Origin of the sequence: Cellvibrio sp. OA-2007 (genome assembly GCF_000953825.1) — a bacterium.
Classification (GTDB): domain Bacteria; phylum Pseudomonadota; class Gammaproteobacteria; order Pseudomonadales; family Cellvibrionaceae; genus Cellvibrio.
In genome coordinates this window covers 24848-38949 of the sequence record NZ_BBUL01000082.1, presented here as the reverse complement: position 1 = coordinate 38949, position 14102 = coordinate 24848, and the positions used below count along the sequence as shown (strand labels likewise).

Sequence of the window (14102 nt, the reverse complement as noted above, 5' to 3'; positions counted from 1 at the left end):
CACTCAAATTACAGTGGCCACAAATCGCTATTAAAGAAGCGCGACAACCACCCCATGGAAGTGGAATCAGCCAACGCGCCTGTACCACTGTAGGAAATTTTTGCATTGGCCAAACGGGTAGAAACAATCGTGTTATCTGGCGCTATATCATCTGGGCGAATCATGCCGCTGATCCGAATAAATTCATCACCGCGATTTAAAGTAATCCACTTTTCACCGCGCACGATTAAATTTCCGTTTGGCAAAATTTCAGCAACTGTGACAGTAATATTGCCTTGCAAACTATTACTTTGATCGGCATCGGCACTGCCATCAAAGGTGCGGTCCTGCTCCAATGTGGTGGTTAATTCTTTACCTTTAATGGTGGGATTGGCACCCAACAATGGACCGGCATTGAAGTTCACACCACTCTTTTTGCCGGTAGCAACGCCAGATGATTTCCTCGATACGGTGCGCTCACTCAGAGTTACAGTGATTACATCCCCAACAAAATGTGCCTTGCGATCATTAAATAAATTTAAACCATAGGCATCTTGATACAACGAGCCATCAGTACGCTGTGGCACGGGCATGCTGGCCGCAATCGTGGGAGCATATGCAGGATCGTCCGGCTCTGGTTTTTTGTTGGTAAAACAACCGCTAAGACTGATAAGCATTACCCAGAATGCAATCAGTTTTAGCCAGCGTGAATTACTCATCATTAAAGTGCGCATATTAATTCGCCCGATTAAAGATTCTGGGTAATAAACTGCAACATCTGATCGGCAGTTGATACCACTTTGGAATTCATTTCATAAGCGCGCTGCGTGGTAATCATATTGACCATTTCTTCAACTATATCCACATTGGAATTTTCCAACATGCCCTGCTTGATCACACCCAAGCCGTTTTCACCGGGTGTACCTTGCACTGGGTTACCGCTCGCTACGGTTTCGACAAATAAATTGCCGCCAATCGCCTGCAAACCGGAGTGGTTAATAAAATCGGCCAAGGTAATATCACCAAGCTGCTGTGGATCTGGCTGGCCAGGTGAATAGGCATTGACCGAGCCATCGGTGCCAATAGTTATTTTGTTTGCGCCTGCCGGAACAATAATCGCTGGTTCTAACAAATAACCATCGGCATTCACTAATTGCCCTTCGCCATTAATTTGCAACTGTCCGTTGCGGGTATAAGCAATGGTTCCATCCGGCTGCAGCACTTGTAAAAAACCATGCCCATCAATTGCGACATCAAGTGATTGTTCAGTGACTTGCAAACTGCCTTGCGTAAATTCTTTTTGTGTGGCAACAACACGCACACCGGCACCCAATTGCAAACCGGAGGGCAATTGAGTTTCTTGCGTTTGCTGCGCACCCGGTTGACGTTGGTTTTGATACAGCAAATCTTCAAAAACAGCGCGGTCACGCTTAAAACCGACGGTGCTGGTATTCGCCAAATTATTGGAAATGGTGGTGAGCTGCCGGTCTTGCGCCGACAAACCCGTTTTACTGACATAGAGAGAGGCGATCATAATGTGTTCCTCAAATTAGCTATCTATTGCTTTACAACACGTGCAACAAAATTAATGGTGCTTAGGAGATTTGTAACAGCTGCGCTGAACTCGCTGAATTTTCTTCGGCTGTTTTCATCAGTTTTACTTGCATTTCATATTGCCGTGAAAGGCTAAGAATTTGCGTGAATTCATCAATCGGATTGACGTTACTGCTTTCCAACATGCCACTGCGCAAAGTCACTTCAGCCGCCGCCAATGGATTTAAACCATCGCGCTGACGAAATAAACCGTCATCGCCTTTTTCAAGGTTTTGTACATCGGGGTTCACTAACTTCAAGCGCCCTACTTCCACCATCGCCTCTGGACCTTGGCCTTGGCCGACAATAGAAATGGTGCCATCTGCACCCACTTGTACTTTTTCATTTTCGGGAATGTTGATTGGCCCGCCATCGCCTAATACAACCAAGCCATTAGCGGTGCGCAGAGTGCCGGTTGCATCCACCGCAAAATTACCGGCGCGGCTGTAGGCCTCAGTACCATCAACAGCTTGCACGGCAAAAAAGCCATCGCCTTGAATTGCAACATCAAGCGGATTATTGGTGGCAATCATGGCGCCTGAGGTGAAATCGGCACGGGGCGACTCTGTCATTGCATAGGCGCGAGTTGGCTGACCATCGCCGTAATAAACCCCCATACTGCGTGACTGTTCAAAGTCCGCACGAAAACCAGTGGTATTGACGTTGGCAAGGTTATTGGCGCGATTAGCCTGTGCCAGCATGTTGTGCTTGGCGCCGGTCATGGCGATAAAGAGCGCTTTGTCCACAAGAATGTCTCCAGTCGCTAGCGATAAAGTTGCCGCTAGTTTTTTGGCGAATTTGCCGTTACTGAAGGTTTTGCAAGAGCGATGCCAAGTAAATAGCTCGCCAGAGATAAGCAATAAGCTACTGATATTTATAAGGAATTTTGACAGGCAGCCAAGAGAAAGAAGATGTATAAAAGCGGAGAAATAAAGAAGCGGCAAACTGCTTCCGCTGTTTGCCGCTCGATAACTATGGACATAGATGGGTATCGCAGCGCTCTACCCATCCTACTTATTAACGAAGATTCAAAATCGTCTGAGTCGTTGCATTAGCCGTTTCAATGGTTTTTGCGTTCGCCTGATAATTCCGCTGGGCAATAATCAGGTTTACCAACTGTTCAGATAAATCCACATTGGATTCCTCTACTGCACCAGCGGTGATATTACCTAACTGAGATGAGCCTGGCGCTCCGACAATCGCCTCACCTGATTCAAAGGTTTGCGCCCACATAGTGTCGCCAGTTGGCTTCAAGCCATCCACGCTGGCAAAGTTTGCCAGTGCAACCTGCCCTAACACCTGAGCTTCACCGTTAGTAAAACGCGCAAACACGATGCCGGTATTGCTGATATCCAAACCCGCTAAACGACCAGTTGTGTAGCCATTTTGATCTAGTTGCTCAACTGAAAAGGCGCTACCGAACTGCGTGCTACCCGTAAGGTCAATCATAAAGTTAGAGCTAGCCGGTGGCTCTGCTACCGGAATGGTTCCACCTTGCAAAACATTTAGTGGGCCAAAGGCACCCAATGGAGCTCCGTCCTTACCAAGTGGCGTCCAGTTGGAAATTAGAATGGAGTCGGTCATCGACAAATCAATAGTGCCATCCGGCGTGAAATGTAGGTCAAATGAAGCCATGGTAGGCAAGATATTGTCTGGCGATGGCAGGGTAGGATCTGGGTCTCCTACATTTTGACCATCGATCTGCACATACATTTTCCAATGATTGGAAGACGTAGTGGGATCGGCTGGGTCGTAGGTTTGTTTTACAAAATACTGACGCATTGAGTGAACATTACCCAGACTGTCATATATAGGGGTAGTGGTTGCGTGATTATAAGTTTTTTGATCATTGGGGTTAAAAGCATTAATCGGAACAGGAGTAAAGAAGGTAGGGTCACCAATAGCGCCGAATAAAATGCCGCCACTAACAGGTGTTGTAGGTTGGCTACTCTTAATCGAGTAACCTTCCTGCATGGTAACGGTAATTTCACCGCCCACTTTGATCGCACTACCAACTAATGCGGGAGTGGTAATAGTATCTATTTCTTGCAATACCCCTTGATTACCGATAACACCTACTACATCGCCTGCGCTACCAAAGGAGAATTCCAAATCACGCCCAGTAGCAGACACCACTTCAAGGTCACCGGTAAGTTCATTAACGTTGGCAGTAATTCCAAACAGTGTAGACTTACTCAGGTTATTAATTTCCTTAGCAAGATCCGTCATGTCGACTGCAGTGGATGAAGTAAGCACCACACCATTCAAAGTAAATGTGCCGGTATTATTATCAAAAGGTTTTGCAGCAACTGCCGGCGGGCCAACAACAGCCGGCACCTCACGCAAAATAGTGGCAGTGGTGCGCGCTGTCGCACTAATACCGGCAAGTGAATTTAATTCAGATGCAGTTTGATCGGCTCCCGCGCCATATTTACTAATGTAAGTGACCGGTGCTGCTTTATTCGGGCCTTGAATAACCAAGGTATGGGAAGCGTAATCATTCGTGACCTTAGGCTGACCAACAGTAATGTTTGCAGGTGTTATCGCATCTATCGCGGTAGTTAAGCCATTGCTACCACTTATAGTTGAAATATCTAACTGAGAAGCAACACCTGCTGCCAGATCACGCATTTTCAAGCGGCCATCTGTATCTACATAAGCCTGAACATTTAGCGGCACAGCTTTGCTAAAGTTTTTATTATTAATTTCGTTCGCAATAGAGGTTAAATTATTATAAGTGCCTGGAGTGATGGTGATATCAACAGTCTGAGGTGTAGGGTTGCCCGGTACAGTACGCGACAACTGTATGACTGTAGCTGCCACAGCTGGAGGGCCGACAGAAGGAGTAGCAACGACTATAGGTGATCCGGCTGACGCGGTTGCTGTGGCTACATCAACTCGGGACGTTACCGGTACTTTTAACCCCAACTGTGCATTACTAATTCCAGTGCCGTTAGTTGCAAAACGCTGACCGGTTGTCTCTAACACCAATGCATTCGAATTAACATTGTACGATGCAGCTACCGCAGTCGTCTGACGTGGTTCTTGTGAACTAACATCCACGCGCAAATCCCCAAGCACACCGGCAATATTGCCACTTGAATCAGCACCAAATCCCTGCAGCAATGCACCGGTACCATTGACTATATAACCATTTTTATCCAGACCAAAAGTGCCCGCACGGGTATATAAACGCTCTCCATTTTTTTCTACTACAAAAAAACCTTCGCCATTAACCGACAAGTCCAATTCATTTTGCGTAAATTTTAAATTCCCTTGGGTAAATTGCTGGCGAATATTTTGAATATTGACGCCACTTCCGGGAGTGTTCGATCCACCCCCCAACAAGGTACTGGTATACACATCGCCAAATTCAGCGCGCGACGATTTAAATCCGACTGTACTCGCATTGGCAATATTATTACCGGTCACTTGCAGATCGGTATTGGCTGCACGAATTCCGCTTAACGCTGTATTGAAAGACATATTACACCTCGACCATAACGATTAATGGCTTGAATTTTTTAATTACATCAACTCACATTAATTAAACTGTTTTACATTTTTGGCATCTACGGCACCAACACCTGCCAGATTCAAAATAAGCGCGCCATTTTCACCAATTGTCACGCTATTGACATTTGCACTCAGCGACGTATCGAGCGCTTCTGTTTTTCCGTCCTGCATTGCAGTCACAGCAAAACGATATTTGCCTGCAGCCGCAGCATCATCGCCCGCTTCCCAATCCAACAACTGACCATTAACTTCCATGTTTTGCCCATCCCAACGGAAGACTGTTTCACCACTGGGCACCTTACCGACAGGAACGGTTTGTATTAATGCTCCCATCTCATCGTAAATACTGATTTTCATATCGCTGGCAGGCAAAGCAAGATCCACACTACCGGCGACAATTCCACCTGTGACGAGCATGCTGGTATCAGATTTAACCGTTACACTGCGCCCAACCAATGAAGAAGCTTGCAATGCATTGTTCGACATAAAACTATTAAAACTAGTATTTAAACGCTCCAACCCTTCCACCGAGCTAAACTGCGCCAACTGTGCAACAAACTCGCTGTTGTCTTGTGGACTCAATGGATTTTGGTTGTTCATTTGCGTAATCATCAGCTCAAGAAATGCCGCTTGACCAAGCTCATTTGTATTTTTTTTCGTTTCTGTTTTTTTGGTAATGCTCAGGTTGTCAGTAACGCTGGAGGTATTACCGGTGCCACTTACAGTTGACATAACATTTCTCCCTCACTAATTACTGACCAAGAGTCAGCACGCGCTGAACCATTTGTTTAGCTGAATTCATTACTTCTACATTCATTTGAAATGAACGTGATGCGGCAATCATATTCGCCATTTCTTCAACCGGATTTACATTGGGGTAATAAACATAACCTTCCTCATCCGCTTTCGGATGACTAGGTTCATAACGGCGTTGTAGCGGCGCATCACTTTCAACAATACCTAATACTTTTACACCTGCTGCGGCATCCAACTCGTTATTGCTGTACTCGCCTTCAATCGCAGCTTCACGCATAGCATTTTGATGCATGGCTGCAAACACTGGCTGACGGCTGCGATAAACTTCATTCACACTGGAACTGGCCGATTGCGCGTTGGCCAGGTTGCTAGCAGTGGTATTTAAACGCAAACTCTGTGCATTCATTCCTGTGCCAGCGATATCAAAAATATTTCCAAGTGCCATGATTAGATACCTACAAAATTCGATTGGAAGAAAATATTACCCAAAATTTTTATCTGCCTTAGTCGCCGCGAATAGCCGTGCGCAACCCAGTAAATTTACTGTTTAAAAATTGAAAACTTGCCTGGAATGCCAGCGCATTTTTCATATATTCCGCGTGTTCAATTTGGTCTTCTACAGTGTTGCCATCTATTGATGGCTGCTGCGGCGTGCGATACAACACATCACCGTTATCCATATTGAAACCACTGCCATCGATATGGCGATTTTGGGTTGTCGCCAAATCAAAACCATTCGATGCTTGCATTTTTTGATTCAATGCCTGTTTGAAATCCAAATCTTTCGCTTTGAAATTCGGGGTATCGATGTTGGCAAGGTTATTAGCCAACACGCTTGCACGCTCGGAACGAAAGTGCAGCGCCGATTCATGAATGCCGAGTGCTTTATCAAAAGAAATGGACATATTAAATTCGCCTTCAGTGATGACAGGTGGCAACCAATGTGGCTGTAACCTTTTGATATCTACAATAAAGCAACTGCTGTGCCAATGACCAAAAATAGCCATAACTTACTGATTTAAATGGATAAAAAAACAAAGAGAGGTGAGCGCGATAAAAGCGGCAAGGGAGAAGCGGCAAAGATCTTCCGCTTATACAAATCGCAATAGTTAAGCGAAAAGCAAAAGCTGGACTCCCGCATGCGGGAGTGACGATGGGTAATTAGAAGAAATACCAACAATTAACAACAGAGCAGTATTTGGTGGGCAACGCTCCCTTTGGAGGAGGATTAAAAGTCTGAGCGAGTGGGTTTAAATTGCCTTGTAGAGAATCCCAGGATCACAGCGCACCATCTCAAACAAATCGCCAGCACCTGCCAAACCTTCAGATGAGCCGAGAAAGAGAATACCTTGGGGCTTTAGCGACGCGTGAATTTTTTGCAGGATCTGCCGTTTTAATTCAGCATTAAAATAAATCAGCACATTGCGACAAAAGACAATATCGAACTTACCCAAAGAGGCATAAGAGTCCATCAAATTAAGGGAGCGAAAGTCGATTCGCTCTTTAACAATATTTTTTACTCGCCAAACTGTCGGCGTAGGATTATCAAAGTAACGCTCCAATCGTTCAGCTGGCAAACCGCGCAATACCGATAATTTGTCATATTCACCGCGCTTAGCTTGCTCCAGTACAGTCGACGATAGATCGGTTGCAACTATCTGCACTTGTCGCGCCAAATTCCCCATCGCTTGCCGCTTATATTCCTCTACCATCATACTGATCGAATAAGGCTCCTGCCCCGATGAGCAAGCCGCCGACCATATGCGAACCGGACCAAACATACGGTTGTTGCCAGCCATTAATTGTGGCAGTAACGCGCCCTTAAGATGATCATAAGGATAATTATCACGAAACCAAAAGGTCTCATTTGTGGTCATCGAATCCACAACCTGATCTTTTAATTTGCGATTCAGTCCTTGTTTCAGCACTCGCACCAGCTCACCAAAAGATGAAATATTGTTTTCTTCCAGAATGCGACGAATACGATTAGTGACTAGATATTGTTTATTATCACCCAGCGAAATACCGCAGGCGTCTTCAAGAAACTGGCGAAACTGATCAAACTCGGCTTGGTCGATGCTATCCCGACCCACCGGCTTGGTAAAAGGCGATTCTTTATTAATCATAGGGTTCCAATGTAAAACAAATGCCGCAGGCTAGTTCACCACGGCAATACAACCTCAGGCCTCATCCGGTGGCAACAAGCTCTCACCCGTAATGGACAACACACGATCATTGACACGCTTTGCAAGCTCATCAGGGTGGAATTTCGCAAGGAAGTCATCCGCCCCTACCTTCCTCACCATAGCTTCATTAAATACACCACTCAAAGAAGTATGCAGGACAATATGTAATTTCTTTAGGCTAGGGTGATTACGCACTTCTGCAGTAAAGGTATATCCGTCCATTTCAGGCATTTCGATATCGCAAATAATCATGATCAATTCAGAGTAAGGATCTTTCCCCTCTTTTAATAAATCATTTAAATACTGGAATCCCTCTGCCCCGTCCTTTTTTATCGTAGTTTTTATGCCCATCCCCTCTACTACACGCTGAATTTGTTTGCGAGCAATAGTGGAGTCATCAATGATTAATATATGCTTTTGGATTACTTTATCTGCAATACCATCCTCAATTACTCCGGCGCTCACTTCTTCGCGGGCAGGTGAAACCTCGGCGAGAATTTTCTCAACATCAATAATTTCAACCAACTGCCCATCCACTTGTGTAACGGCAGTCAGGTAATGCTCCCTGCCAGCGCCTTTAGGTGGCGGATGAATATCCCCCCAATTCATATTTACAATACGCTCTACTGAGCGCACCAAAAACCCCTGAGCCGTACGATTGTATTCAGTGATGATTACAAAGCAGCTCTCGATATCCGGTAATTCACGACGCCCAATCGCAAGATTCATATCCATGATCGGCAATGTGCCGCCACGAATATGTGCGACACCACGCACCACCGAGCTACGACCAGGAATCGCATTCAGCTGTGGGCATTGCAGCACCTCTTTCACCTTAAAGACATTAATGCCATATAACTGTTGACCGCCAAGCCGAAACAATAGGAGCTCCAGACGGTTTTGCCCAACCAGCTGCGTACGCTGATTGACACTATCCATTACACCAGCCATGCAATTACCTCATTTATTCTCAAAATTCTGGCCCAGTTCATTCGCAAACTTGCCTGGGATATACGGCACAGTATTTGCTTTGATACTTAGTAAATCAGCTTAGCGGCAAAAAAGTGTCAGACTTTAGTCGTTGATCAACCAAACTGGCACTCAGTTCTTACCCTTGAGGATAGGACAAAATATGGAACTTCCTAGTTTTTATAGAACTTTCTTGAGGAATATTTTTCGCCATATGCAAAGCGACATGCCTATGAACAAAAAGCAGCCATCGCAAATCCGGCTAGCAAACTCACTTAAGTCAGGATTGCTTATCTTGCTATGCAGCCTCGTACCATTCGCCTCAGCAGAAATTTATCCTTTAAATGATCTAAAACAGGATATTGTCAATTTCTTGACTGCAGAATACAAACAGACACCTCACCAGCGCATAGAAATTAACGTTAGCAATTTAGATAGCAGGCTCAGGCTTGCTCGCTGTACAGATTCCATGGAGTTCATCAATCAAGATCACACGGGCCTAGGGGGCAACATTAGCGTCAAAGTACAATGTGATGGCGGCAAAATATGGTCTATTCACGTTCCCGCACAAGTAACGATTTACCGTGAAATTACTATTGCCGGGCGCGACATAATGCGGGGCGAAGTAATTGGTCATGCACACCTCACGTCAAGCCTGGTAAATGTCAGCAATATTCGCCAAGCATTTTTACCCGATGCGAAGCTAGTTATAGGCAAAGAGGCCAAGCGTAATATAGGCAAGGGAGAGCCTTTTAGAGAGACGCTTCTAGATGCCCCGACTGCCGTTAAACGCGGAGAGCTGGTAACACTGGAGTCGCTCGCTGGTAGTATTAAAGTCAGCAGCTCAGGCACAGCCATGGCTAACGGACGTATCGGCCAAAAAATTCGGGTACGCAATAACTCATCGGATCGAGTTATCAGCGGGATTGTGATTAGTCGAGGGCTAGTACAAACGCTTTGATTTATGAAAGCTTTTTAAATATTCACTAAAGTTACGCGGTAACTGGCCGATAAGCCTGCTAGGGACTCTCAAAATACGCTGAAGCACCAATGAGAGCCGCCAGTGTCACGACATAGCAACCGCGACATTTTTATAGTTAATCGCCTTTGAAGCTAATAACTCCAAGGCAAACAGGGGAATAAAATGAACTTTAATACCAACAATACTCTTGATACTGCTGGCACTAAAGGCGCCCGCAGCAAGCCTGCCACGCCAAGCGCGCCCGAGACAAAGATTCCAGCAGCCGATGTAAATCCAGTAAGTAAAGGCGCCAGTGATCAGGTGGTATTGAGCCAAGAAGCTCAAACACTGGGGCGATTACAAGCCAAAATTAACAGTTCACCTGACATTGACCTGGACAAAGTTGCCGAAATCAGACGCGCAATAGCCGAAGGCCGCTTTGAAATTAATCCCGATCGCATCGCAGAAAACATGCTTAATCAGAATGATCTGCTTGGGTAGATGTCGATTTGAAAATTAAAACCCTCTTCCCCGGAGAGTTTTAATCCATATGATCGCTTGCTGTATCACTTAAAAATGAAGAGGTTGCTATGTCTCTCAATCCTACGCAACTACGCGAGATGATCGCGCAGGACTCAACCGCACTTACCCAACTCAAGCAATTACTTGCGTACGAGCGTGAACAGTTAGAACAACGCAAGCAAGATGAACTACCGCGAATTATTGAGCAGAAATCTATGCTGCTAGATCAGCTCAATCATAGTGCCAAACAACGTCAGCAGATCCTCTCTGCACTTAATCTACCCACCAATGCTCAAGGCTGGGACACACTATTACAGCGCAATACCACCACTCAACCACTAGTGAGCGAGTGGAATTTACTAGTCCGCGAATTCGAAGACTGCCAAAAAATGAATGATATTAACGGCAAAATGATTGCACGATCACAACAAACCTTAAGCCATTTGCTCGGACTTCTAAAAGGCAAAGTGCCTGCGCCATCGCTCTACACCGCACAAGGCACCAAAACCCAAGCCACTTCTTCCTACACTGTAGCTAAAGCCTAAATCACTCAAACCCCAAAAGGACAGCCACCGCTGTCCTTTTGCTCTTTATCAAAAGCACTTTGGTTTTTACAGGAAAAATCCATACAATACTCGCGACCGACAGCGCAGCGCTACTTGCCGCAAGCTAATCATCTATCCACAACAGAAACCCAATCTTCCTATTACAAAAAGGACACCCCAGTTGAGTAAATGGCTGATTCTGTGCGCCCTTCCCCTACTTAGTTCATTGATATTATCGCGATTAGTCATTCACTATTTCGGAAACCGTTTGCTAGATAGGCCCAATAATCGCAGCTCCCATCAAATACCAACACCAAGAGGCGGAGGCATCGCTTTAGCACTGGGAGTGATTATTTCATTATTAACAGGATGGAGCTTTGAGCATATAAACACCGCTCCACTTTACTGGCTACTCATCCCCTCCGGACTAATAGCAATTCTTGGAATTTGCGATGACTTATTTAATTTAAATATAGGCATACGCTTGGCAATGCAATTTTTACTTTCAGCTGTAGGATTGTTTTTTATTGGTAGTCAAAGCGAGTTTTCACAACCCACTCAGATGTTAATTGCAGCGCCTGTACTTTTATTTATTGTATGGATGACAAACTTATACAATTTTATGGACGGGATTAACGGACTAGCAGCACTTCAGGCTATTAGTGTATGCGTGTGCATGTGTATTATTTATTGGATAACCTCCAGCAATACAAACACTACTTATTTGTTGATAGTTATTGCCGCAAGCTCACTTGGGTTTTTATTTTGGAATTTTCCAGGCGCAAAACTTTTTATGGGAGATTCAGGTAGTTTATTCTTGGGCTTAAGCTTTGGCCTTCTAACCGCTGAAAGCATCAATGAAGGAGCTCACCTATTGACCGCTTGGTTAATTATGCTGGGTGTATTTGTTGTGGATGCTAGCTACACACTTTTTTATCGCTTTGTCACCAAACAAGCCTTTCATCAAGCCCACCGAACACACACCTATCAAAAAATTGCCGAAAAATATAAATCGCACACCTTTGCAACACTGGCAATAATGGCTGTTAATCTAACGTGGCTTTTTCCAATTGCTATCGCAGCTGCCACCAAACACTTACATTATATTACTGCACTAATAATTGCCTATATCCCGCTTTTATGGCTAGCCAAACAATTTCATGCCGGCCGAGCTGATCACTCACCCCACCAGTAACACTTTATTTTCTTCCGGCAACAGCGGCGCATCAATCGAATAACCCGTAGGGACTTCAAATAACAAGGCTTTAACCAAGTCACAATTATTTGACTCACAAGCATTAGCCAAACGCACCAAAAACAAATCCATCTCCTGCCAGGAAATAAACTGCTCCATCGCCCTGAATATTCTAGCGTGCTCTGTTGGCGCCACATTGTCGCCGATTAAAAGCTCTTCAAATAATTTTTCACCTGGGCGCAAACCCGTATAACTAATCGCAATATCACCATCCTGATCATGCTCATCACGAACTGTCAGCCCCGAAAGACTGATCATGCGTTTAGCCAAGTCGACAATTTTTACCGGCTCACCCATATCAAGTACAAACACATCGCCACCATGCCCCATCGCTCCCGCCTGTATCACCAACTGTGCAGCCTCACGAATCGTCATGAAATATCGAATGATATCGGGATGAGTTACCGTAACTGGACCACCTTCTTTTATTTGCTTACGAAAAAGAGGAACCACCGAACCAGATGAATCCAATACATTACCGAATCGCACCATTACAAAACGAGTCGAATGTTGTTTCTGCGCAAAACTTTGCAAAATCAATTCAGCTAAACGTTTTGATGCCCCCATAAGATTAGTTGGACGCACAGCCTTATCAGTGGAAATTAACACAAACAATTCAACGCCAGATTTGATAGCAGCCTCAGCACAGAATCGCGTTCCAAATACATTATTTTTCATTCCCTCTACACAATTACTTTCCATCAAGGGGACATGCTTATAAGCTGCGGCATGGTATACAGTCTGAACAGAATACTGCCTCATTATCGAATCTAGCAGCAAAGTGTTTTGTACGGAACCAAGCAATGCAACCACATCAACCTGATCAATGTTTTTAGCAGACAACTCTCGCTCAATGCTGTAAAGACTAAATTCATTGTGATCAATTAATATTAACTTTTGCGGCTTAAGCTCAATAATTTGCCGGCATAATTCACCACCAATCGACCCCCCCGCTCCCGTCACCAAAACAACTTTATCTGATACCGACGCTTCCATTAAATGCAGTATAGGCTGGACACTATCGCGACCAAGCAAATCATCCACCTCAACATCGCGAACATTCTCAATCCTCGCCTTGCCCGACAAAATATCGGAGAACTCTGGAATTGTTTGTACATTAATGTGGTATTTTTCAAGCCTTTTAATAATCTCCAATCTCGTACTATGCGAGGCTCGACCCAACGCAAGTAGCAGCTTATTAGCGCCGGTGGATGCAATTAATTTAGGAATAGTTTTAGGCGAATAAATTTTTATATTGGAGAGTAAAGTGCCGTGTAAAAACTTATTATCATCAACAAAAGCAGCAACGCGATAGCCTGTATCCTGCAGAGCCTGTAACAATTGATAGCCCGTTCTACCTGCTCCGTAGACAATCACTGGTATAGCATCCTTTGCAGGTAAAGCACCCATCATCAAAATGACATGCCGCACCAGTAACCTAGGCCCACCAATAAGTAAAATCATCAACGCTATATAAATAAAAGGAACCGAACGAGGAATTTTTGAATAGGTCATAAAGCCAGAAATGGCCAATGTCGCGCCGGATAAAAAAACACAAATAACAATGGTGACTATTGCTGGCTGAGTCATGTATCGCAAAATGGCTCGATACATCCCCATACGAATAAAAATAAATAGGCTGGAGATAATTGTTATTAATAACGCCGCTAATTCTTTTGAAGTAATAATTATGTCGAAAGTGCCCAGGCGCAAACATATTGAAAAATATACCCCCAAAGCGATAGCAAGGGCATCATAAGACAGGGAGATCAACCGCTTTGCAGGCCTGGACGCCTCAAATAATTTCGTCAACATAGATA

Annotated in this window: 14 protein-coding genes; 4 read left to right on the top strand and 10 right to left on the bottom strand. The window is 44.7% G+C overall.

Annotated elements, in window-relative coordinates:
• Positions 1–8: 8 nt before the first annotated feature.
• The 9 genes from flgH to AWU77_RS06225 form a co-directional block, all read right to left on the bottom strand.
• A complete protein-coding gene (flgH, locus tag AWU77_RS06265) occupies positions 9–701 on the bottom strand; it encodes a flagellar basal body L-ring protein FlgH (protein ID WP_152625290.1) in 693 nt (230 codons plus the stop codon).
• A gap of 26 nt (positions 702–727) precedes the next feature.
• A complete protein-coding gene (gene flgG / locus AWU77_RS06260; RefSeq protein WP_062060440.1) occupies positions 728–1513 on the bottom strand; it encodes a flagellar basal-body rod protein FlgG in 786 nt (261 codons plus the stop codon).
• A 61-nt stretch (positions 1514–1574) separates the two neighbouring features.
• Positions 1575–2318 carry a flagellar basal-body rod protein FlgF gene (flgF, locus tag AWU77_RS06255; protein ID WP_062060438.1) on the bottom strand — a complete coding sequence of 248 codons (744 nt, stop codon included), beginning with the start codon at positions 2316–2318 and terminating at the stop codon, positions 1575–1577.
• A 271-nt stretch (positions 2319–2589) separates the two neighbouring features.
• A complete protein-coding gene (locus AWU77_RS06250; protein ID WP_062060436.1) occupies positions 2590–5058 on the bottom strand; it encodes a flagellar hook-basal body complex protein in 2469 nt (822 codons plus the stop codon).
• A gap of 57 nt (positions 5059–5115) precedes the next feature.
• Entirely contained in the window at positions 5116–5820 is a 705-nt protein-coding gene (locus tag AWU77_RS06245) for a flagellar hook assembly protein FlgD (RefSeq protein WP_062060434.1), read from the bottom strand.
• A gap of 19 nt (positions 5821–5839) precedes the next feature.
• Positions 5840–6289: a flagellar basal body rod protein FlgC gene (gene flgC / locus AWU77_RS06240; RefSeq protein ID WP_062060432.1), complete on the bottom strand. Its 450-nt coding sequence runs from the start codon at positions 6287–6289 to the stop codon at positions 5840–5842.
• 58 nt (positions 6290–6347) lie between these two features.
• Positions 6348–6749: a flagellar basal body rod protein FlgB gene (gene flgB, locus AWU77_RS06235; protein WP_062060541.1), complete on the bottom strand. Its 402-nt coding sequence runs from the start codon at positions 6747–6749 to the stop codon at positions 6348–6350.
• Positions 6750–7094: 345 nt separating this feature from the next.
• Positions 7095–7970, bottom strand: coding sequence for a protein-glutamate O-methyltransferase CheR (locus tag AWU77_RS06230; protein ID WP_062060430.1), 876 nt, complete (start codon positions 7968–7970; stop codon positions 7095–7097).
• 54 nt (positions 7971–8024) lie between these two features.
• Positions 8025–8981, bottom strand: coding sequence for a chemotaxis protein CheV (locus AWU77_RS06225; protein WP_062060428.1), 957 nt, complete (start codon positions 8979–8981; stop codon positions 8025–8027).
• A 181-nt stretch (positions 8982–9162) separates the two neighbouring features.
• Here AWU77_RS06225 and flgA point away from each other — a divergent pair, with 181 nt between their 5' ends.
• The 4 genes from flgA (at position 9163) to AWU77_RS06205 (ending at position 12222) form a co-directional block, all read left to right on the top strand.
• Complete coding sequence (flgA, locus tag AWU77_RS06220; protein ID WP_062060426.1) at positions 9163–9960, top strand: flagellar basal body P-ring formation chaperone FlgA; 798 nt, start codon at positions 9163–9165, stop codon at positions 9958–9960.
• 183 nt (positions 9961–10143) lie between these two features.
• The gene (flgM, locus tag AWU77_RS06215) at positions 10144–10461 is read left to right on the top strand and encodes a flagellar biosynthesis anti-sigma factor FlgM (RefSeq protein WP_062060424.1); all 318 of its coding nucleotides are present in this window, start codon (positions 10144–10146) and stop codon (positions 10459–10461) included.
• Positions 10462–10550: 89 nt separating this feature from the next.
• Positions 10551–11027 (top strand): flagella synthesis protein FlgN, encoded by a 477-nt coding sequence (locus AWU77_RS06210; protein ID WP_193747506.1) that lies wholly within the window; start codon positions 10551–10553, stop codon positions 11025–11027.
• 346 nt (positions 11028–11373) lie between these two features.
• A complete protein-coding gene (locus tag AWU77_RS06205; protein WP_193747505.1) occupies positions 11374–12222 on the top strand; it encodes a glycosyl transferase in 849 nt (282 codons plus the stop codon).
• Here AWU77_RS06205 and AWU77_RS06200 read toward each other — a convergent pair.
• A complete protein-coding gene (locus tag AWU77_RS06200) occupies positions 12208–14097 on the bottom strand; it encodes a nucleoside-diphosphate sugar epimerase/dehydratase (RefSeq protein WP_084618132.1) in 1890 nt (629 codons plus the stop codon). The two genes, AWU77_RS06205 and AWU77_RS06200, sit on opposite strands and share 15 nt — an antisense overlap.
• Positions 14098–14102 lie beyond the last annotated feature (5 nt).